This is a genomic window from Akkermansia muciniphila ATCC BAA-835, assembly GCF_000020225.1.
Classification (GTDB): domain Bacteria; phylum Verrucomicrobiota; class Verrucomicrobiia; order Verrucomicrobiales; family Akkermansiaceae; genus Akkermansia; species Akkermansia muciniphila.
In genome coordinates this window covers 1635619-1657285 of the sequence record NC_010655.1, presented here as the reverse complement: position 1 = coordinate 1657285, position 21667 = coordinate 1635619, and the positions used below count along the sequence as shown (strand labels likewise).

20 protein-coding genes and 1 tRNA gene are annotated in these 21667 nt (G+C 56.7%); 8 read left to right on the top strand and 13 right to left on the bottom strand.

Going from position 1 to position 21667, the window contains the following annotated elements; translation table 11 throughout:
* Positions 1 to 173: 173 nt before the first annotated feature.
* Positions 174 to 2765, bottom strand: coding sequence for a YfhO family protein (locus tag AMUC_RS07385; RefSeq protein ID WP_012420426.1), 2592 nt, complete (start codon positions 2763 to 2765; stop codon positions 174 to 176).
* 7 nt (positions 2766 to 2772) lie between these two features.
* Positions 2773 to 3612 carry a dihydropteroate synthase gene (gene folP / locus AMUC_RS07380; protein ID WP_012420425.1) on the bottom strand — a complete coding sequence of 280 codons (840 nt, stop codon included), beginning with the start codon at positions 3610 to 3612 and terminating at the stop codon, positions 2773 to 2775.
* 64 nt (positions 3613 to 3676) lie between these two features.
* On the opposite strand from folP, the gene AMUC_RS07375 reads away from it, so the two are divergent.
* Positions 3677 to 4192, top strand: a complete 516-nt coding sequence (locus AMUC_RS07375) for a hypothetical protein (RefSeq protein WP_012420424.1) — start codon at positions 3677 to 3679, stop codon at positions 4190 to 4192.
* A gap of 270 nt (positions 4193 to 4462) precedes the next feature.
* Here AMUC_RS07375 and pssA read toward each other — a convergent pair whose 3' ends face one another.
* Both pssA and alaS read right to left on the bottom strand, forming a co-directional pair.
* A complete protein-coding gene (gene pssA / locus AMUC_RS07370; protein ID WP_012420423.1) occupies positions 4463 to 5287 on the bottom strand; it encodes a CDP-diacylglycerol--serine O-phosphatidyltransferase in 825 nt (274 codons plus the stop codon).
* A 32-nt stretch (positions 5288 to 5319) separates the two neighbouring features.
* Positions 5320 to 8148: an alanine--tRNA ligase gene (gene alaS, locus AMUC_RS07365; RefSeq protein ID WP_012420422.1), complete on the bottom strand. Its 2829-nt coding sequence runs from the start codon at positions 8146 to 8148 to the stop codon at positions 5320 to 5322.
* Between the two features lie 133 nt (positions 8149 to 8281).
* Between alaS and AMUC_RS07360 the strand changes: the two genes are divergently transcribed.
* From AMUC_RS07360 to AMUC_RS07335, 6 genes are all read left to right on the top strand, one after another.
* Positions 8282 to 9304, top strand: a complete 1023-nt coding sequence (locus tag AMUC_RS07360) for an HlyD family secretion protein (RefSeq protein ID WP_012420421.1) — start codon at positions 8282 to 8284, stop codon at positions 9302 to 9304.
* On the top strand, positions 9301 to 11064 hold the full coding sequence (locus tag AMUC_RS07355) for an ATP-binding cassette domain-containing protein (RefSeq protein WP_012420420.1): 1764 nt from the start codon (positions 9301 to 9303) through the stop codon (positions 11062 to 11064). Before AMUC_RS07360 ends, AMUC_RS07355 begins: the two co-directional genes overlap by 4 nt.
* Positions 11061 to 12167: an ABC transporter permease gene (locus AMUC_RS07350; RefSeq protein WP_012420419.1), complete on the top strand. Its 1107-nt coding sequence runs from the start codon at positions 11061 to 11063 to the stop codon at positions 12165 to 12167. The genes AMUC_RS07355 and AMUC_RS07350 overlap by 4 nt, the downstream gene beginning before the upstream one ends.
* A gap of 4 nt (positions 12168 to 12171) precedes the next feature.
* Entirely contained in the window at positions 12172 to 13284 is a 1113-nt protein-coding gene (locus AMUC_RS07345) for an ABC transporter permease (RefSeq protein ID WP_012420418.1), read from the top strand.
* Between the two features lie 152 nt (positions 13285 to 13436).
* Positions 13437 to 13511, top strand: a tRNA-Arg gene (locus AMUC_RS07340).
* 152 nt (positions 13512 to 13663) lie between these two features.
* Positions 13664 to 14914 carry a tyrosine-type recombinase/integrase gene (locus tag AMUC_RS07335; RefSeq protein ID WP_012420417.1) on the top strand — a complete coding sequence of 417 codons (1251 nt, stop codon included), beginning with the start codon at positions 13664 to 13666 and terminating at the stop codon, positions 14912 to 14914.
* A gap of 27 nt (positions 14915 to 14941) precedes the next feature.
* On the opposite strand, the gene AMUC_RS12045 is transcribed toward AMUC_RS07335, so the two are convergent.
* From AMUC_RS12045 to AMUC_RS12650, 8 genes are all read right to left on the bottom strand, one after another.
* Positions 14942 to 16255: a replicative DNA helicase gene (locus tag AMUC_RS12045; RefSeq protein WP_012420416.1), complete on the bottom strand. Its 1314-nt coding sequence runs from the start codon at positions 16253 to 16255 to the stop codon at positions 14942 to 14944.
* 21 nt (positions 16256 to 16276) lie between these two features.
* Positions 16277 to 16723, bottom strand: coding sequence for a hypothetical protein (locus AMUC_RS12655; protein WP_143245876.1), 447 nt, complete (start codon positions 16721 to 16723; stop codon positions 16277 to 16279).
* Between the two features lie 366 nt (positions 16724 to 17089).
* Positions 17090 to 17329 (bottom strand): hypothetical protein, encoded by a 240-nt coding sequence (locus AMUC_RS07320; RefSeq protein ID WP_012420414.1) that lies wholly within the window; start codon positions 17327 to 17329, stop codon positions 17090 to 17092.
* Between the two features lie 294 nt (positions 17330 to 17623).
* The gene (locus AMUC_RS07310) at positions 17624 to 17860 is read right to left on the bottom strand and encodes a hypothetical protein (RefSeq protein WP_012420412.1); all 237 of its coding nucleotides are present in this window, start codon (positions 17858 to 17860) and stop codon (positions 17624 to 17626) included.
* On the bottom strand, positions 17860 to 18540 hold the full coding sequence (locus AMUC_RS07305; RefSeq protein ID WP_094137904.1) for a hypothetical protein: 681 nt from the start codon (positions 18538 to 18540) through the stop codon (positions 17860 to 17862). Before AMUC_RS07305 ends, AMUC_RS07310 begins: the two co-directional genes overlap by 1 nt.
* Positions 18541 to 18629: 89 nt before the next feature.
* Entirely contained in the window at positions 18630 to 18791 is a 162-nt protein-coding gene (locus AMUC_RS07300) for a hypothetical protein (RefSeq protein ID WP_155844533.1), read from the bottom strand.
* Between the two features lie 121 nt (positions 18792 to 18912).
* On the bottom strand, positions 18913 to 19266 hold the full coding sequence (locus AMUC_RS07295; RefSeq protein ID WP_012420409.1) for a hypothetical protein: 354 nt from the start codon (positions 19264 to 19266) through the stop codon (positions 18913 to 18915).
* The gene (locus tag AMUC_RS12650) at positions 19266 to 19532 is read right to left on the bottom strand and encodes a hypothetical protein (RefSeq protein ID WP_046436940.1); all 267 of its coding nucleotides are present in this window, start codon (positions 19530 to 19532) and stop codon (positions 19266 to 19268) included. The genes AMUC_RS07295 and AMUC_RS12650 overlap by 1 nt, the downstream gene beginning before the upstream one ends.
* A 525-nt stretch (positions 19533 to 20057) precedes the next feature.
* Here AMUC_RS12650 and AMUC_RS07280 point away from each other — a divergent pair.
* Positions 20058 to 20405 carry a type II toxin -antitoxin system TacA 1-like antitoxin gene (locus AMUC_RS07280; protein WP_012420407.1) on the top strand — a complete coding sequence of 116 codons (348 nt, stop codon included), beginning with the start codon at positions 20058 to 20060 and terminating at the stop codon, positions 20403 to 20405.
* 159 nt (positions 20406 to 20564) lie between these two features.
* On the opposite strand, the gene AMUC_RS07275 is transcribed toward AMUC_RS07280, so the two are convergent.
* Positions 20565 to 21407 (bottom strand): phage antirepressor, encoded by an 843-nt coding sequence (locus AMUC_RS07275; RefSeq protein ID WP_167525142.1) that lies wholly within the window; start codon positions 21405 to 21407, stop codon positions 20565 to 20567.
* Positions 21408 to 21667 lie beyond the last annotated feature (260 nt).

The window sequence follows — 21667 nt, the reverse complement described above, 5'->3', positions numbered from 1 at the left end:
ACCACTCTACCGCGCCAGATTCCCCTGTCAACAATCCTTCAAAACGGAAAGCCTTTTCCCGCCAATCCGGTAACCGGAAAAACGGGAGCGGTACCGCCCCGCGGATATTGTTCCACGCCAGCATCCCCCCGCACGCAGTCCCTGGCCTATTTCCCCGCCTTCCGGGGATTCCTTCACAACACGGACTGCACGATAAACAACACGATTGACCCCATATAAACAGCCGCCAGCACCACGGCGGCGCAGCACTGAAACAGCCTGTATCCGCAGGCCAGAACAATCCTCCTGAGCGTGGATTCCGGATGCCGCCGCGCCCACCATGCATACAGCAGGAAGACGGCGGCCGCGCCGGAGGAAAACAGCAGGGACCCTTTCAATAAAGGCGGATAATAATCAAACACCACCCGGTTTTGCCCTTTCAGAAGGCGCACCGCCATCAATTCCCCCACCTTTTCCACAGGCGCCTCCATCCCGTTCCGCCGGGCTCTCCATCCCCGGTCATACACGACCGGCACCATGAGAGCCTCCCCTTCCCCGGCATTCAGCGCCACCTCCACATGGCCACCGCTTCCTTTCGCCTCCATCCCGTACTTATCCTGCTCTTTCCCCAGAACCGGAACATCCTGCTCCGGCGTACGCGCCGCAGCCGCCAGAAGGGGCGTCTCCACGGTCCGCAGCATCCTCCCCTCCACCACAGTTTCCCCGGCAACGGCCGCACGCTTCAATTCCAAAACCCCGTTATAGGTGCGGCTCGTTCCTCCGGATGTCTTCTGCGCCTCCGCCATGACGGGCACCGCACATCCATTGATACGGAGTTCCGCCGTATCCGTCTGCGGGAACCCGTACACCGCACCGGGATATTCCGGAATGCCCGCCCGGTAAAAGGGGCCGCTCATCTCCGTCCTCACTATTACGGCCTCATAAAGGGGGCCTTCCGCCGATGGGCAGAGCGCGGCGTGCAGGGCATTAAGATTGCTGAACACATCAGCGTTCCCATCCAGACGCAGCCCCAGCGCGCCCTGGGGAACCACCAGCCCCCAGCGGGCGCCCGGAAGCCTGTATAAATACATGCCTTCCCGGGAAAGCACGCACTCCATTCCCTCCATGGGCCGGGACGCCAGCACAAAACCGTGGCCCAGCAGCAAATCGGAAAACAGAGTGCCTCCCTGGCTGTACGTGCGCGTGAATTCATCCCGGTACCCCAGGTTTTTCAGAAAACGGAAATGACCGATGCTCGTCGTATGCCGGAAATTGCCAATGCCCGGGACAGGCCCCAGGCAATCCGCGTTTTCCACCATCAGGCGATCCCTGTCCTTCACGCGCAGCAAGCCTGAATACCCCTTCATGCCGCGCGCCAGCCATTCCGCATTGAGCGCCTGGACGGAGGCTTTCTCCTCCTCCCCCTGCCTCCAGAACGCGGCAGCCCCTATGGGCAGCCCCAGCATCATCACGGAAGCGATGGACCACGCCAGCCTTTTGCCCTCCACATGCCTCCAGCACAGCCATGCGCATGCAAAAAACAGCAAAGGCAGAAGACGCACCGCAAGATCCGCAGCCGTCATCTTCAGGACAAACAGGGAAAAGAAAAAAGCCGCTATGGGAAACCCCAGGCTCCATCCCCACCCCCATGGCCGTCCTGCCGGCCCCGGAAGCCTGCCGCCGGACAAAATCCAGGCGCAGAACGACATTACCGCCAGATTGGGAATAAAACCGAACCGGACGGGAAAATCCACGTAGCTCCATAAATGGGCGGCGCGGTGGATGGGTTCGACAAACGCGGGCAAAACGGACGCCGCCAGAAGAAGGATAAACAGGCGCCTCCCTCTGTCCGGCGCCGGGGACGCCTTCTTCCCGCAAGCCAGATAAACCGCCGCCAGAGCGGCAAATGACATCCCCGGCAAACAGGCGTAAAGGCGTTCCAGGAATTTGGGAGGGTCAAACGGCCATGACAATTCAAAAAACGTGGGCGGCGTCATAAACAGGGAACGCATGGAATCCCGGCTCATTTCCGCCATCGGCAGCCAGTAATAACAAGTGGCCAGCGTTACCGCCGCCGTGTACCAGAACACGCGGGCCAGGCGCACGCGGCGTTCCCGCGTCCCCTTCAGGGGCAGCGTAAAGGCCCACGCGAACAGCCAGCCGGTGACGACGGCCATGAAAGCGCTGTACAGGGAGGTAGCCAGCAGGAAGAGGCCGGCGGCATACAGCCAGCCCCTTCCCCCGTTCACCAGCCGGTAAAGGCCCAGGGCAAACAGGGGGAACATGGCGGCATGGTCCAGGAACTGCATGAACCCGTACTTGGTTTGGAAAAAGCCCCCCACGGCATAACCCGCCGTCAGCAGCACGGTCCAGCATACGGGCAGGGAGGGAAACACGCGTCTCAGGAACCAGGAAGCCGTCACGCAGATGCAGGCCACATCCGCCAGCATCACCCAGACCATGTCCTTCAACAGGAAGGAATCCCCCATCGCCACGGCAATCCAGGTGGAGGGGATCAGCAGCTGATGCGGCAGCGTAGGGCTCACCCGGATTCCCGCGCCTCCATTGACATCATAAAAAAAAGCTCCGTCAAACGCTCCGGACATCAGGGCGGAGGCATAATACTTCAAGGTAGGATAAACCAGCTGCCCGTTATCCATATACTCCAGGAAGCGGCCTCCGAAAGGCCAGATCCCCCGTACCGCCAGAAAAAGGAACACCACCGCCAGGGAAAATGCAATGGACGCCAGGGACGTCAATACCGGACGGGAAGAAGCGGATTCCATGGCTCAATCAGCGGACAAACGGTTCAGCGGCCCGGATCAGCCGGAGGGCGCGGGCGCATTCCGCCACGTCATGGACACGGTGAATCTGCGCGCCGTGCAAATGCCCCCACACCGTCATCACGGCGGTGCTCAGCGGCGCGCGTCCCTGCTCCGCATCCCCCAGGACGGCGCCCAGCATGCGCTTGCGGGAAAGGCCCAGCAGCACCGGGCGGCCTGCCACCTGAAGCTTGTCCATGTTGGACAGCAGGGCCAGATTGTGTTCCGCCGTTTTGCCAAAGCCGATGCCGGGATCCCAGCAGATCTGCTCCGGTTCCAGCCCCCGCCCCAGCAGAAAATCATAACGTTCCTCAAAATAGCCGCGCACTTCCCGCACCACATCCCCATAAGAAGGAGCGTCCTGCATGGTTTCAGGCCGTCCCTGCATGTGCATCGCCACCACGCCGCAGCGCGCCGCAGCGCACAATTCCGCCATCCCCGCCTCCCGCAATCCGGAAATATCATTAATGACGTCCGCACCCGCTTCCAGCACAGCCGCCGCTACGGCGGCATGGCGCGTGTCCACGGAAATCACGGCATCCGTGCATGAACGGAGTTCCCGCACCACGGGCAGCACCCTGTCCAATTCCTCCTCCGCGGAAACCTCCGCGGCCCCCGGCCTGGTGGACTCCCCCCCAATGTCCAGAATAAGGGCGCCCTGCCGTTCAAGCTCTTTTGCATGGGAGACAGCGCGTTCCGTCGCATAAAAACGCCCTCCGTCGGAAAAGGAATCCGGAGTAACGTTCACAATTCCCATCAGCACGCCTCCGCGCGCCACCTCCAATACGTCTCTCCTTACAAGCCAGTTCATCTAATTACGTTCTTGTCAAAGCCACTATACATCACTTTAATAAGTCAGAAACTCTTTTTTCACCATGAAAACAACGCCCCTGCTTCTCTTCATCCCCCTGCTCATGACGTCCGGAGCCCTGGCCGCCGGCCAGGACGATTTCAATGTCCAGACAGCTTCTTCCCGCATGGTCAAACATGAAGACGGTTCCCGCAGCTACTTTGAAAAAACAGGGGACGGCAAAGGGATGAAAAAAACCACTTACAACATCCGCAATGTCCTCGTTTCCGTAACCCTGTACAAAAGAGGGCCTTTTGGAGAGCTGCGCTCCTGCCTGATCTTTGACGGGCAGAAAAACGAACTCTTTTTCGTGCGTTACGGCTACGACGGCAACGCCAACCTGAGAGAAGAGCAAATGTTCGATTCCCGCACCAAGGAACTCGTGCGCCGCTTCCTTTACACTTATGACGCCATGGGCAACCGCAGCAAGCCCGTATGCATCACGCTGGTCAAGAGCACCAAGGATATTGAAACGCACGCCGTGCCCACCGCCCCGGAAAAAGACCCCTTTGCGGACGATTTTAAAAAGAAAAACAAATAAGCTCCGGTCCTTCGGCACGATTCCCCCCCTTCCCTCCTTCTCCGTCTTTCCTCCGGACGCCAAATCTTTATCCCCCGTCCGGTCCGGCGCACGCTCCGCGCAGGAAAATTGCGGACGGTCCTGAAAGGGAGGGCTGCGTTCCCGCCCTTAAAAAAGCCGGACCCAGGGACATTCCCGGAACCGGGCTGCGGAGACACCGCCGCCCGGCACCAATCCGGCGCAGCATGGTCTGTTCAAAGAAGAGGCAGGAACAGTTTTCTGAAAGTCTTCCTATTCTCCATCACGGGCTTCCAGCCTGTTCCGCCAGCGGCGGGCCACCCAGGGCCGCACCAGCCCGTAAAGCAGATAAATGGAAAAAATGACTGCGGGCATCACCCACGGGAATTTGAAAATGCAGATGACCGCCAGCACGATGAACACAATCGCGTACATCGTCCCCCGCGTGCGCATGTTGATATGCTTGAAGCTGGGATAGACCACCCGGCTCATCATCAGAATGGAGACTCCCGCCATTGCCAGCGCAATCACGTATTTGAAGACGCCCAGGTCCATGGCCCCGTCCGGAACCCTGCCTGCCAGATACATCACCAGGTACATGGTGGAGACCACGGCTCCCGCCGCCATCGGAACGGGCAGACCCACAAAATCGCTGCTCTGGCCTTCCTTCCGGGGAGCGGCCGCCATGCAATTAAACCGCGCCAGGCGCAGCGCGGCGCACAGCAGATACAGGATGCCGATGCCCCAACCCACCTCCGGAGGGGACAGCTGGAACAGGACGGCCTTGGCTACCAGCAGCGCCGGGGCAATGCCGAAGGAGACAATATCCGCCAGAGAATCGAATTCCCGCCCGAACGGGCCGTCCTGCCCGCGCATGCGGGCAATACGGCCGTCAAACAAGTCAAACAAACATGCCGCGAAGATTAAAAAAGTGGCATTCTGATAATAGGAAAAAGCAGCCACAGCGTCGCTGTCCGCCTGGTTGATTCCCTCAAAAATCGTCAGAATGGCGAAAAAACCGCACACCAGGTTCCCTGCCGTAAACAAATTAGGCAAAATGGGAATCTCAGGTTCGTCCGGGAAAATCTTCTTATCCATGATTGGTGTCCGATAGGGCCCAGGTAAGGGGTTTATCCGTTAATAATATTGCGGGCGGCGGCAGCCAGGGCCTGAGGATCGGCATCCTGCGGAGCGGAACCGCGGGCCTGATCCGCACGGCCGCCTCCCTTGCCTCCGGCAAGAGCGGCAACCTCGCGGATCATATCTCCGGCGGACAATCCGTCCGCAATGGCATCTTTGCCACAATAAGCGCCCAGGAGCAAGGAAGAACTGTCCACGCACAGCAGGAAGGCGGCGCCCGCATACTGGCGCTTTTTCAACCCGTTCAGCAGTTCCTGAAGCAATTCCCCGGCGCCCTCCGCCACCTGGATCAGGGAAGAAGGCGCATCGGAAAGCCACTCATTCAGCAGGGCGTCTGCCTTGGCGGCGGACTGCCCGGCGCGGGCTTTTTTAAGCTTCTTCTCCGCATCCAGAGCCGTCTGTTTGAAATGCTCCACGGAGGCGTCGAAACGCGCCAGGGAATCATTTACCGTCCGGATATCGGAAGCCCCCAGGGCCGTCAGCCCCGGCTTGCCTTCAATCGTGGGGACAGGCACCTGTTCCAGCCCCATGTCCGCCAACTCGTAATTAACTTCCTTGATCTTCTCCACCGCCTTGGCGATTTCCAGGCTCTTGGCAACAACATGCTGCCGTATCATTTCCAGAGCAGCGTCCCCAGTCATCGCCTCAATGCGGCGCACGCCGGAAGCGATGGCACCCTCGCTCTTAATCTTGAACAGGCCGATATTCTTCGTATTGGCAATATGAGTTCCGCCGCAGAATTCCATGGAAACCCCGTCCAGCCCATCCCTGCATCCGCCCACCTGAACCACGCGCACCACATCCCCGTACTTGTCGCCGAAGAACTGGGCAATCGCGGCATTGCCCTTCACGTCCGCATAAGCGCGTTCCGTGCAGTGCACGGGAAGAGACTCCTCAATCCAGCCGTTCACCTTCTCTTCAATCAGGCGGAGCTGGTCCGGAGAAACGGCGCTGCTGTTAAAGTCAAAGCGCAGCCGGTCTTCCGAAACAAAGGACCCCTGCTGGGCCGCATCCGGGCTGACCACCTGATGCAGAGCGCAGTGAAGAAGATGCGTGGCGGTGTGATGCGCCTCAATGCGGCGGCGGCGTTCCGCGTCAATGCTCAAATGCACGCGGTCGCCGGGCTTCACCTCCAGCCCGGGACGGGCCTCCACCACATGGGCTCGGGCATTCCCTATCTGCTGGACGGCCATCACATGGTAGCTTTCCCCGCCGATTTCAATCAACCCGGCATCGGACACCTGCCCGCCCATTTCCGCGTAAAACGGAGTCTTGTCCGTGATGATGAACAGGGAATCCCCCTGGCGGCTCACTTCCAGCACCGTAGCGGCGCATTCGTCCACATCGTACCCCGTAAACTCCGTCACGGCGTCCGTCTTCAAATCCAGGGCGCGCACCACCTCGCTCTTGCGGGCGGCCCGGGCGCGTTCCCGCTGTTCCTCCATCAGCCTGTTGAACCGCTCCATATCAATATCCAGGCCGCGTTCCTCCGCCAGCAGGGCGGTCAGGTCAATGGGGAACCCGTACGTATCATACAGCTTGAAGGCGAACTCGCCGCTCACCTTTCCGGCGGAAGCCGTTTCCGCGTCAAACAATTCCAGGCCGCGGTCCAGCGTCTCATTAAAACTGGCCTCTTCACGGTTCAAAACCTCCTTCACGGTAGTGGCGCGGGCGGCCAGTTCCGGGAACACCTGTCCGAAGGACTCCACCAGCGTATCCACCAGTTCCGCCAAAAACGGCTGGGTAAAGCCCAGGCGGCGCCCATAGCGCACGGCACGGCGCAGAATGCGGCGCAGCACGTAATTACGGCCATTGTTGCCCGGCAGAATGCCGTCCGCAATGGAAAAACTGAGCGTGCGCAGATGATCGGCAATCACGCGGAAGGCAATCGCCTCCTGAAGGGTCCCGTCCTCCGCATCCACCCTTTTGGAACCGGGCGCCGGATACACGTCCGCGTACTTCCGTCCGCTCAAAACTTCCAGGCGGTCAAACAGGGGGCGGAATACATCCGTGGCGTAATTGGACGGTTTGCGGGAAAAATCCTTGAATCCGTTCGTGCACTGCATGATGGAGCACGCGCGCTCAAACCCCATGCCGGTATCCACATGACATGCCGGAAGATTGCGCATGGAGCCGTCGCTCTCCGCATTGTACTGGATAAACACCAGGTTCCATATCTCTATGCACTGGTCGGAATCCTTGTTTACCAGGCTTCCCTTCGTATTCCCCTCCGGGGTCAGGTCCACGTGCAGCTCGGAACAGGGGCCGCAGGGGCCGGTTTCCCCCATCATCCAGAAATTATCCTTCACATTCCCGTGCACGATATGCACGTCCGGGTCCAGCCCTCGGGAACGGAACAGCTCAGCCCAGAAATCCCAAGCTTCCCGGTCAAACTCTCCGGGGTCGCCCTTGCTCTTGTCCGGCGCGTACACGGTGGCGTACAGGCGTTCCGCCGGGAATCCCCACCGCTCCACGACCAGCTCCCAGGCCCAGCGGATAGCTTCCCTCTTGAAATAATCCCCGAAGGACCAGTTCCCCAGCATTTCAAAAAACGTGTGGTGGTAGGAGTCATACCCCACATCCTCCAGGTCATTGTGCTTGCCGCCTGCGCGGATGCACTTCTGGGTATCCGTAGCGCGGGCGGGCGTCCACGGGGGAGTCCATACGCCCAGGAAATACGGGACAAACTGATTCATGCCGGCATTTGTAAACAACAAACCGGGGCTCTGGGGCATCAAAGAAGCGGAAGGCACGACCGTGTGCTGTTTTTCGCGGAAAAAGTCCAGAAAGCTTTGGCGTATCTCGGTGGCGGTCATCATAACAGATAATGGGAAAAGTAAAAGACGCCGGATTATGCCTGTTCTCCCTCCGTTAGTAAATCGCTAATTCCTTCTCCGTCATGCGGGCTCCATTTTTACTTGCAATAAATTATACACACGTATAAATAAAACTATGAAAAAGCTGGTTATCCTCCTGGTTCTCCTTGCGGCGGCAGGAACGGCCGCCTGGCTCATCTACCGGAAAACTCCGTCCGGGCCCGAGGACAAAGCCGTTCTTTACGGCAATGTGGACCTGCGCCAGGTGGATCTGGCTTTCCTCATCTCCGAACGTATTGACTCCGTGCTGGTGGACGAAGGGGACACGGTTGTTCCCGGCCAGAAGCTCGCCACGCTGGAAACGGTGCGGCTCCGGCAGGCCGCGGACGAAGCCCGGCAGATAGCGGAAGCCGCCCGCCAAAACTACCTGCGCGTTAAAAACGGCCCGCGCGCGGAAGAAATAGCCCAGGCGAGGGCGAACGTGCAGGCCGCGGAAGCTACGCTGAACAACGCCGGAATGCGCAGCAAAAGGCTGGAGGCGCTGGCTGAAACAAAATCCATCTCCCGCCAGGAGGCGGACGACGCCGTCGCCTCCCGGCAAGTGGCCGCCGCCAATCTGGACGTAGCCAGAAAACAGCTGGAACTGCTGCTGGCCGGTTCCCGTGAGGAAGACGTAGCCCAGGCGCTGGCCCAGTACAACCAGGCCAAAGCCAGCCTGACCATCAGGGAGCAGAACCTGAAAGACGCCGTGCTCTATGCCCCCGGCAACGGCGTGGTGCGCAACCGCATTCTGGAAAAGGGGGACATGGCCTCCCCGCAGAAACCCGTTTACAACATCTCCCTGAACCATACCAAATGGGTGCGGGCCTACCTCACGGAATCCCAGCTCGGCAAAGTAAAGCCCGGCTTTTCCGCCACCGTGCGCAATGACAGCTTCCCGGACACCGGCTTCAAAGGGACGGTGGGGTTTATCTCCTCCGTAGCGGAATTCACCCCTAAAAACGTGGAAACGCCGGATCTCAGAACGGCACTGGTCTATGAAGTGCGCATCATTGTGGACGATCCGGACAACCGGCTGCGCCTGGGAGCCCCCGCCACCGTCACCATCCCCCTGGACCAGAACGCCGGAACACAGCCCCCGGAACAGCCCAGGCCATGACCACGGAATCCCAGCCCCTGATTGACTGCCGGAACATCCGGAAAATATTTCCGGACTCCGCCGGCGTCCCCTTTGCGGCGGTGGACGACGTCTCCTTCCGCCTGTCCGCCGGGGAAATCGTAGGGTTGCTGGGGCCGGACGGAGCGGGAAAAACCACTCTGATCCGCCTCATCACGGGATTGATGAAACCGCATGGCGGGTCTATCTCCGTCCTGAATCTGGACTCCGTGAAAAAAAGCCGGTCCATCCAGGCCTCCATAGGCTACATGCCGCAGAAATTCGGGCTTTATGAAGACCTTACCGTCCGAGAAAACATGGAGCTTTACGCCCGCATGCACGGCGTTTACGGCCAGGACAGGGAAAAGCGCTTCCGCAGCCTGCTCGCCATGACCAGCCTGGAACGCTTCACCACGCGGCTTGCGGGAAAGCTCTCCGGCGGCATGAAGCAGAAGCTGGGCCTGTGCTGTTCCCTGGTCTCCTCCCCGCCCCTCATCCTGCTGGATGAACCCACCGTGGGCGTGGATCCGCTCTCCCGGCGGGAACTGTGGAGCATCCTGAAACAATTCTCCGGAGAGGAAGGCGTGGGGGTACTGGTCAGCACCTCCTACATGGACGAATCGGCCTACTGCAACAGAACCCTCATCATGTATGAAGGGCGCCTGCTTATGGACGCCCCTCCCGCCGACGTCATCGCCCGGGCGGAAGGAATGTGCGTGACGGTGCGCACGCCGGAGGGGCTGCATGCGCGCCAATTCCAGAGCAGGCTGGCCGCCGTGCCCGGCATCATCAACGCCACCCCGCAGGGGAACACCGTCCGCATCATCGTTCCCCACGGCCACCCCGCACGGAAAAAGCTGGAGGAATACCACCCCGCCCCCGCGCAGCCGGACTTCTCCGACGGCTTCATGACCCTGCTTGCCGACCAAGTGGACCTCGCCCCGCAGGACATCCCCGCCCCTGCCGGAACGCCGGAACCGGAGCGGACGGAAAACGGCGGCACCGTCATCCGGGTAACGGACCTTGTCAGGAAATTCGGCAGTTTCATTGCCGTCAACCACGTCAGCTTCTCCGTCCGCAAAGGGCAGGTCTTCGGCCTTCTGGGCCCCAACGGAGCGGGGAAAAGCACCACTTTCCGCATGCTCTGCGGGCTGCTGCCCGCCAGCGGCGGCACGCTCAATGTGGCCGGGGCGGATCTGCGGACCGCCGCCGCCAGGGCGCGCAGGAAAGTGGGATACGTGGCCCAGAAATTTTCCATGTACGGCATGCTGACCACGCGTCAAAACCTGGAATTCTTCGCCGGAGCCTACGGCATGTCCGGAAAGGAGCGGCAGGAAGCCATCCGCTCCATGGAAGAAGAATTCCACCTGACTCCGTACATGAACGCCCCCGCCGCGCACCTGCCCGGCGGCTACAAGCAGCGCCTCAGCATGGCGTGCGCCCTGCTCCACTCCCCAGACATCCTTTTTCTGGACGAACCCACTTCCGGAGCGGACCCCCTGGCCCGGCGCGACTTCTGGCTGCGCATCAACGCCCTGGCGGAAAAAGGCGTCACCATCATCATCACGACGCACTTCCTGGGAGAAGCGGAATTTTGCGATAACATGCTCATCATGATGGATGGAACCACGCTGGCGGAAGGTTCCCCGGACGATATCCGCAAACACGCTCCCCCGCGTGAAGACGGAGCCCCCGCTTCTCTGGAAGACGCCTTCCTGGCCATCACGGAAGAACACATGAAAAAAGGAGGAGGAGAAACATGACCGCCTCCCTCAAAAGAATAGGAGCCCTCATCGTCAAGGAACTCCACCAGGTGGTCCGGGACCCCGGCAATGTGGGCATTGCGGTCATCCTTCCGGCCGTGCTCCTGCTCCTCTTCGGCTACGGCATGAGCATGGACATCAAAAACGTGCGCATCGCGTACCTGGCCGTCCCCGCCTCCAGCCAGTCCACGGACCTGGAAACAAGGCTTACCCTTTCCAGATATTTCCAGACCACGCGCGTCTTCTCCACCCGGGAGGCTGAAGAAAAACTGCGCACCCATGAAGCGGACGCCTTCATCGCCCTGCAAAGCAACGCGCCGGACACGCTCCACAATGGAACCACGAAAGTCCAGATTGTCGTCAACGGAGTCAACGCCAACCAGGCCACCCTCATCCGCAACTACCTTCAGGCCGTCGTCGGCTCCTGGGCGTCTTCCCTGGGCGGGCGGACAGCCCCCGTGCTGGACATGCAGACGCGCACCCGCTTCAATGAAGCCAACGACAGCCACTACTACCTGGTTCCCGGCGTCATCGTCACCATCATGACCATGATCGGGGCGCTCCTCACCTCCCTGGTCATGGCGCGGGAATATGAACGCGGCACGCTGGAAAGCCTCTTCGTCACGCCCGTGGGCAGCGGAGAAATCCTGGCGGCCAAGGCCGCCACCAACTTCCTGCTGGGCATGGTCAGCCTGGCTATCTCCATGCTCTTCGCCGCCTTCGTCTTCGGCATCCCCATCCGCGGCTCCCTCACTCTGCTGCTGGCGGTTTCCGCCCTGTTCCTGATTGTGGCCCTGGGGTTGGGGCTGGTCATCTCCACCGCCACCAAAAACCAGTTCCTGGCCTGCCAATTCGCCATTATGGGCACCTTCATGCCGGCCCTCATGCTGTCCGGCTTCCTGTATGACATCCTGAACATGCCACCCGCCGTCCGGGCCATCACCTACCTCATCCCGGCCCGCTACTACGTCACCCTGCTCCAGACCCTCTTCCTGGCCGGGGACATCCCTTCCGTCATCATTCCCTGCTGCATCACGCTGGGCGTCTTTGCCGTGGTGCTCATGGGAATCGCCAGGATGAAAGCACCCAAATCCCTCGAATAGCGCCATGGACTTCCTGATCAGAATAGCCTCCCTCGTCAGAAAAGAACTGCTGGCCGTGCTCAGGGACAAAAAAAGCCGGCTGGCCCTCATCATCCCTCCCATCATCCAGATAGCCATCTTCGGCTATGCCGCCACCATGAACGTCACCCGCGTGCCATACGCCGTGCTGGACAAAGACGGCGGAGAAGCGGCCGCCCAGTACATCGCGGACCTGGAAGGCACGGGAATCTTCCGGCGCCAGGCCGCCGCGGCCACGGAAAAAGACATTGACCGCATGATAGACAACCGGGAAATCGTCGTGGGGCTCACCATTCCGCCGGATTTCTCCCGCAACATTCAGACGGGGAGGCCCGCATCTCTCCAGCTCATTGCGGACGGGCGCAACACGAATACGGCGGCCATCGCCCTCAGCTACGGCCAGCAAATCGCTGCCGCCTACGGGGCGGAACTGCTCTCCAAAAACGGCGGCTCCTCCCCGGTGGAAACGGAATCCCGCGCCTGGTTCAACCCCAACCTCATCACACGCTGGTTCATCGTTCCCGGCCTCATCGCCGTGCTCGTGCTCATCAACTCCATCCTCTCCGGCGCGCTCTCCATCGCCCGCGAGCGGGAGGAAGGCACCTTCGACCAGCTTCTCGTCGCCCCATACACCCCGGGGGAAATCCTGCTCGGCAAGGGAACAGCCTCCGTCGTCACCGGAATCATGCAGGCCGTCTTCGTGGTGCTGGTTGCCATGTTCTGGTTCCGCATCCCCTTCCAGGGCTCCGTCTGGCTGCTCTCCGCCGCCCTGCTGCTCTTCATCGTCACGGCGGCGGCCATCGGGCTGTGCATTTCCTCCTTCGCCCAATCCCTTCAGCAGGCTATTGTGGGAACTTTCCTGCTGCTGGTGCCCATGGTCATGCTCTCCGGCTTTGCCACGCCCATCTCCAGCATGCCGGAAATCTTCCAGGACCTCACGCTGCTCAACCCCATGAGATACGGCCTGGAACTCATCCAGCGCATCTTTCTGGAAGGAGCCGGATTCCTGGATCTCTGGCCGCTTTTCGCGGCCATCATGGCCGTTACCGTGGCGGCCGTCCTGGCAGCCATCTTCTCTTTTCATCATAAAATATCCTGATGCCCCCTTCCTTCTTCCCGGAATATCCGGAAACCTCCCTGCCCTTAACATCCCCGTTTCACATTTTCATCATGCCAATCCCGTCACCGGCATAAAAATACTTGCATCCGGCCCGTTTTTTCTATTCTATTTCTCTCGTTCCTTGGGAACATGGGCTCGTCGTTCAATGGATAGGACATCGGTTTCCGGTACCGACGATGTAGGTTCGATTCCTACCGGGCCTACCAGTTTCAAGAAAAAGGCTGTCTCTCCGGAGACGGCCTTTTTGATTTTATTCCACTCTAAACAAAGCTCTTACGAAATTTCAGAAAACACAAAAACATCTTGAAACATGGTGATACAACTTGCAAAAAGAGCACACTATTGATACCACTAAATCATGGCCTCCATCTATAAAAAGCCGAACAGCCCTTACTGGTACGCACAATACCGCGTGAGAACCGCTACAGGCTGGAAACTGGTCCGGCTGTCAACCAAAATCAAGCATACCCCCGCCACGGTAACAAGGGAAGTAAAAGAAGCCGCAGAGTCCATGGGGAAGCAGCTGAACGTCCTGACCAGGGAACAGGCTATGACCAAGGCACAACGCCTGGCGGACGCCCTTGAATCAACGGCGCGGGCAAACCTGCCGGCCTATCAATTACGCCGGGCCATTTCCGCATTGTCCACGGAATTGACCGGAGAATCTATGGAAATGCCCTCTGTCAAATTATGGCTTGATGACCACATGCGGCGCATTACGCGCAATGGGCTTAAACCCGCATCCATAGCGAACTACAAACAAGCCTTTGACAAATTTCGCGCCTCAATGGGAGAACGTATCAACCTGCCTCTGGATCGCATTACTCCTCTGATGCTGGACGATTTCAAAAACCATCTTCTTTCCCGTGTCTCACCATCTACCGCCAATATTGCTCTTACGCTGGTTTCCGCGGCGTTCCAGGCGGCAGTTGATTATAAAATTATTGAAACCAACCCCTTTACGGCGATTACCAAGCCTCACAAGGGGAAAGCCGTCAAACGGCGGAAATTCGAATTGGAAGAGCTTGAAAAGGTAATGGCCGCATGCAATCCGGAATGGCGCTCCATGGTGAAAACGTGCCTCTATACGGGCGGTCAAAGATTGGGAGACGTGGCAACGCTCCGGTGGTCCCAGGTTGACGAGAAACGAGGCGTTATCCGGATGACCACGCAGAAAAAGGGAAAGCCTCTGATGATTCCGATTTTTCCGGCGCTGAAAAAACACCTGCAGCAACGGAAGAAAGAAGCTCCTGGGGACTTCCTGCATCCTGAATGCGCGAATATTTTTGAAAGCAAGGGATCCGGACGCCTGTCAAATATCTTTAGCCACATCCTGTACCAGTGTGGCCTTATTGCCAAAGACCCTCTGGCTGCAGGCAAAAAATACAAAAAGCAGGAAGGAAACGGCACAGAGACGCGGCGCCACGTCAATGAATTGTCCTTCCACAGCCTCCGCTATACGGCAACAACCATGTTACATGACGCCGGTGTTCCCCCTGCTCTTGTGCAAGCCATTGTGGGGCACGATTCCCGGGAAGTCCATGAAGGATACATCGACTTTGGAGCCAAGGAGTTTACACAAGCCCTTGAAAAGCTTCCCAAATTGTAGCACTACCTTAAATAGTGATATCATGTTTTAAACCTCCCTGTAAGTCGTGGCGGCAGCGTCCCATTTCAGGTCAATGTAACCAATCTCCCCGAAGCGGTTCTTGCCGACGATGATTTTCGCCTCTGCCGGATCTGCGTTTTTGTCCATGACGTAAGGCCTGTAGAGCAACAATATCTGATCAGCGTCCTGTTCGATAGACCCTGAATCCCTCAAATCGGACACACGGGGAACCCCGGCTTCCTTCCCGGCGCGTTTCTCCGCTTCCCGGTTCAACTGGGCCAACACGATCACCGGAATATTCAGTTCCTTGGCCAGGGCTTTGAGGCCGGCGGAAATCTCCGACACCTCCCGTTCCCGGGACGCCTGGCGTCCGGTAGGATTGGCAAGCTGCAGGTAATCCACGCCGATGCACCTCACGCCGTGGTCCGCCACCATGCGCCGGGCGGTCGCCTGGATCTGGTCAATCCTCAAGGCGCCCCGGTCGTCCACGAAGAAAGGCAGGCTCCTTACCTTGCGAACCGCGTTGGTGAAAGCATCCTGCTGCCACTTGGTCAGCTTGATGCCTCGGCGCAGATTGGCCGCATTGATTTTGGACATGCCAAAAAGCGTGCGTTCAAGCAACTGCTCCTTGGACATTTCCAGGGAGAACATGCCTACTGGCACCCCTTCGGCGGCCAGATTGTACAGAATGTTGGTCATGAAGGAAGTCTTCCCCACGGCCGGCCGGGCTCCGATGACCACCATAGCCGTGTTCTGTAAGCCGTCCAGCATCCTGTCCAGGGAGGGGTAGCCGGTAGGAAGCCCCTTGGTCTGTCCTGGATTCTTGATGCGAAACTCCAACCCTTCCACCACCTTCTGTGTGCCATCAGCCATACGCGCCACTTGGGCCACTCCGTAACTTTCCCGTAAGGAGGACATCACCTTTTCGGCTTCCGCCAGCACTTCGTCTTTGCTCAGGGTTGGGTTTTGAAGATTTTCCAGCCCGGAAATGAACAGGGATTCCACATCCCGCTTCTTCTTGGCTTCCACCAGAATCTTCACGGAGGGCTCGAACTGGAAATGGTAGGCAAAGCTGGTTGAAAGCTCGACAAGCCCGGCGTGACCTCCTACGGATTCAAGCTCGCCGGCGGCTTCCAGGTGCTGGATCAGGTCGGTGATATTGACCTTTTCTGGAGTCTTGGCCAGAGTCTCAAAGGCGCTCCAGACCTTCTGATGGGCCAGAAGGACAAAATGAGCCTTCGTGAAACCTTGCTCGATCAGGGCGGCTACCTTGTCGGCGCCGTCAATGCAGTTGCCAAGAACGGTCTTTTCGGCGTTGAGTTGTGTTTCTGTAAAATGCATGATGGTTTCTCTTTTTGAGGGTTAAATATTTTTTCTAAATTTTGGATCGAAGGGGTCGCTTTCCTCTCCGGGTAGTTGCCCTTTGGCATCAAGATTTCTTGCCCAGCGCAGGGCGTAGCCCAGGGCATTGGCTTTCCAATCGGCAATGGGGCAGGAGAACTTGTCCACCCAGCCGGAGCCGCCCCGGTCCGCCCAGTATTGCAGGGCGCATTCCGAAACGTCCCTGGGGAGCAGCTTCAAGCGGCATCTGGCTACCTCGTTTTTCAGGTAGGCTTCCACCTCTTCCGGTGAGGAAGGAAGAGGAAGTGAAGAACGAGAAGGAGCCGCAAGCGAGCCGTCAGGCGCAGCTTCCTTCGTCTCCGTCTCCGTCTCCGTCTCCGTTTCCGATTTCGTATACGTATTCGTATTCGACTCCGTCTCCGTATAGGCGAGCGGATGACGGTCACGTGACTGACATATGTCTGACACATGTCCGTCATTTGACTGACAAGCGTCAGTTTTTTCTTCATCAGGGGCAGGAAACTTACTCTTCTTCGCCCTGGTCCTTTGGTCGAACTGCAAGACCTCCAGATAACGCTTCCCTTCGACACCGTACACCCTTACAAGACCCGCGGTCACACAAGCGGTGAGCCACTTTTCTATGTCCTGGTTACTGACATTGCCTATTTTGCGAGGCATTATCTTTCCGATCAGTAGAGGAGGGTCGGCGTGATACCGTCCATAGTCATCTACAGCAAGTAAAAGACGATGATAGAAGCACTCTTCCACCCAACTCAGCTTATCGACCTTGTCGGATGTCAGAAACCCTTCCCTGATGATTCTATTAGGCATGTTCTATGGTTCAATCAAACGTAGTTCATCACACCTCTTGCGGACGTAATCCAGCACCGTGCCGGCGTCCTGGTGTTTGATGCAGATCAGAAAGCCCGGCTTGCCGAACTCTTCTACCCAAAACTCTATTTCCGGGCCTGTAAGGTCAAAATACACGCCGTAGCGGCCTGTACGCCCCAATTCCCCCTTAATGCGGCAAAGCTCCTGAATGCAGCGGCGTTCTTCCTGTTCTGGTGTTTCCATAGGAAAGCAAACTGCCTCATTTTCAACTCCAGCACGGACGCCGCGGCCTGATTGGTCAATATAAAGGTGCTTCATCGCCCCCCTCCTTTCCATGAAGTTTTGCATTAAGCCACCTTTGCGTAACCAAACCGTAAGTATCAGCACGTAAACGTTTCAGTCTCCGCATGATGGACATTATCCGGTCTCGTTCAATAAGGCCTCCCGAATGATTTTCCAGAAGCTTAACCAGATTGCTTTCTTGTAAGAAAAGACTTTCGTAAACCTTCAGAAGAACGTCTGTTCCCTCTTCAGAAGTCATACAGTCCTCCTTTCTTCCCCGGCAAGTTCCTCGGGATAGACGTTGTTAACCATCTCGTCCAAATAGTCGTCCAAGTGCGGTTGCACGTCTTCAAAAAGATCAGAGAAAATTCCTTTGAGCGCAATGCGGGCCAGGAACTCTTCTTCGCTTCTCGCCACCCCTTCTTCCACCGCAAATTTGGCGGTATCATAAATAGATTGTGAGATGGGAATCTTCAGGGTAACAACCTTCATCACCTGTGCCCTCCTTTCATGGAAGCAAGCGTTGCGGCAAGGGCGGGGTTTGATGTTGAGTCTTCGGCAAGGTAGAAGGACTTCTTGGCGCTTTCCAATGCGCGGTTAAGCAGAAGAGTTGCCATTTCGCAACGTGTCGCCTTCACGTAAACACTTCCTTCATCCCACTGGATAAAACCGGAATTGATAGCAGTAATCGCGGCAAGAACATCGCTGTCTTTTTCATCTATTTCCGTCAGGGCAAAAAAAGTCTTCCGCCTCTTGTCCAAAACCTTGAAAGGAATCTTCTCTTCAAACGCATTCGCTGCATTTTGCAGAAGAATGGCGGCCTCATCGAAGGCTCCCTTCACGCCATTGACAACCTCTTCCTGGTTGTCATCGGCATAGAACAAGGCATGGAACATGTCCAAAATGGCTTCTGCAGCGCCCCGGAGCATGAAAGCATTCTCTCCGAAGGCTATCAAATCCTCTTCATCGTACCGCTTCTTCCTGGGGGCGGCAGGCTTCTTGGCCGTTCTGGCAGCCTTTGCCGGTTGACAGGGCTTCCCGTCTGTCGTACTTACTGGCTTGTGAGCAATGATAGGATTAGCCGTCTTGCCATTATTCACAACATCCGCCCCTTTCCCGTTGCCGCGGGAGAGGGGTTCTGCGTTTACCAGTAGTGCTGTAGTCGTATTCATAGCGATCATAATCTTATTTATTATCAATTAACTATTATTATTTAATCAGGTTCAATCGACGCGCCCCGGACAGAGGCGTGAAGAAATCGTTAGTCTTCGTCGCACAAGGAGAAGCCTTCGTCATTCAACTCAAAGACGCCCAGCCAGGGAGCCTTGATAAAGGCGACGTAGAAATTGCTCTCGTCCTTGCGCCGCACCACGACAAATTCATCTTCCGGAGAAAAACGATAAGTCCTTCCACGGTTAGGCATGGTGATAATTAACTGGGAATTTAACATTACCCTGTCGCCTGTATCAAAAGGCTTTGCCTGAACAGGTTTAGATGCAGTATCAATATTGCTTGTAATCATTGTATTATGTATTTTCTAATGGTTATTGTTTCCTCATGCCGTGAGGGCGGGACGGTTTTGATAAACCGTCAAAAGAAAGGATTTTTGCGGTATTCTCTTTCATGGCCTTGGAAATACGTTCCACGCACCAGAGGGTGGCGCCCCGCTTTTGATGCGGCAGACAGTCCTTTTTCATGATATCCGGTGACGTCTTCGCCAGTTCATAGAGCCATACGCGGCCCTTGCGATGCCGGAACTGGGGCAGTTTGAGAAGCTCTTCCGCACGCAGCCAGGTTTCACCGCTTGTTTCAGGGCAGTATTTCCCTTCCATGATCGCAACCAGGCGGTCAATGCGGGCAAACAACCCTTCTATCAAACGTTGATCATTGGCGTCCATTATCCTAAGACGATTTTTGTTATTGTGTAAGAGGCGCAGACGATGAAGGCCGCCACAGCCACACAGGCAAAAGCGATTACCAGCCAAAAGAGCAGATGCGTCACGGCCTGGTGCCGGCGTGCCCTGTCTCTATTCTTGCGGGCTTGCAGGAGGCGAAGTTCCTTCCGGGGATCAAGGGACTGATAGGGGCTCTTCCCTGCCCTGTCCGGAATACCATTGATGTGTTCACGGGCACAGGAAGCGCACAGGAAATCAAGGCTATGCAATGCTCCATGACTGTCCGTAACAACGGAGTAGTAAGTGTTACCCCTTTCGGAGGGGTAACTGCACCAACAGCACCGGACCGCGAATTTACAATTTTTATTTGTAATTGTTTCCACCATCCCGGCATATGGGCCGTGACTGATTGTCCGGTGGAACATTTCATGTGAATTCATTGTCACAGTGCAGATTAAAGTTCGTGCCAGCCGAGCCGGATAAATTCGTCAATCAGGGCTTCTTCCATTAGGCTGCGGGCTTTTTGGGTTCAACGTTCTTCTTCGAGGTGAGCACTCTTTGAGCTTTCGCTATTGCCAAGGCTCTCATGCGTTCTCCTATCGTTATTCCCAATCCCCGGGCGATTCCCTCCTCTAAGAGGAGGACCGATGCGGGAAGGGAAATCCGTTCTTCGTGTTTTTCTGTCGCGTTCATATTTCCATATTGAGGATTTTTCATCACTAGTCAATCTATTTTTGCGGAAAGACATCAAATATTTTACTTGCATAATGAGGATTTTTCCTCATACTCTCCTCATGGAGAATGAAAAGGAACTCATCAAATCTTGGCTAAAGAAAAATAAAAAAAGCCGTGAATGGTTGGCTCAGAAATGCTTTGTTAAAAAGGCGTCCGTGGATGATTGGTTTCGATCTAAAGGCATAATTCCTCCGGCCAAGCTTGAGCTAATCCGGAAAGAAATAAATAGGCAAGGAGAAGAAGCGGCCAAGACAGCATCCTCTGTCCCTATATTGAATGGTGTTGCAGCGGTAGCGGTTCCTCTTTCGGAAGATGATTTAAAACTCATTTCCAAGGCCGCACAAATCAGCGGGCAAACTATTGAGGAGTTCATCCGTAGTGCTGCGCTGGAAGACGCGGGAGAATAATCCTCATTGAGGATTCTGTGGTGATGTAGGGTTGTTGTCTTCATAACTTGGATTTAGATTGAGGCAGCAGAACTCAGGTCAAGTCCCCGTTTCCAAAAGGAAACGGGGAAATTTTTGCTGGTTGAGCCAAATTCGAATACACGCACCAGATGTAAAATCTTAGGCAGCAGGTATATTCTCAATGGTTAATCCCAAACGCTTCATCAACCATATTTGACCGCGGGGTGTCAAATACGGTGTCGGTTTGGACTGCTGTGAACCGTCGGAACGCTGAATAACCCGGTAAGTGAGACGGAAATACCCAGCTTCAATATACTCTTGGGCTGGAACATTGTGACGATTGCCGTGCCTCCCCATAATGCCTTCATTGCGTAGATACTCAAACAAACGGTTTTGTCCTGTCTCCATTCCATTCTGAGCGAGAATCTTGGCAAATTCTCCAATCAGGATGCAGCCCTCGGAAACTTCCACGCATCGTCCGAAATATGCATAGGGAGCATCTTCCGCAGCTTTTGCTTCAAGAGCTTTTCTCTTCTCCCGTTCAGCTTTCAATGCCTGAAGCGTCAGAATCATGGTATCCGGGTCGGCAAGCATTTCTTCCAGCTTCTCTCCGGTGGCGTACACACCATGCTTCCGGATGGAGGGAAGGACCTCAGCGGTCACCCACTTCTTGAACTTCTTCGCCTCCGGCTTGCGGGAGCGGAGAATTAGAGAGTAAAGTCCGGATTCATTGATGATGAGAGGTGCGCGACCTCCGTTTTGAGCAATATCATTAGTAATGATGTTGCTCTTTTCATCTTCATCCAAGTAGCTGACGGCTTGGGATACATTACCAATTTCCAGCGCATCGCAAACATCCTTTGCGACAAACCAGGGTTCCCCGTCCTTCACCACGGCGCGGACCGTGCAGTTCAGGGTTTCGTTCTGGAACGGTACAACACCGTTCTGCGGCATCAAGGCATTTTCGCCTTGCGTTTTGTGGTTGATGATATTATTAATCATTTACTTACGTTAGTTGGGCTCACGCCCGTTATTAAAGGTCACCTGTTGGCGCAGGTGGCCTTCGTTGTTTTCGACATGGGCCGCATGTCGGACGAGAGGCTTACTCAAGCCACGGAAGTTCTTTTCTTGCTCCGTTCTTCCAGCCAGGCTTTCACCTTTTCCAGATCGTAACGAGGGCGAGCTCCGCGGCGAGGTTCCGTGACTCTGCCAATGTAGATGCAGGGCATCCCCATGCGAGCCCACATAGAAACGGTGTTTTT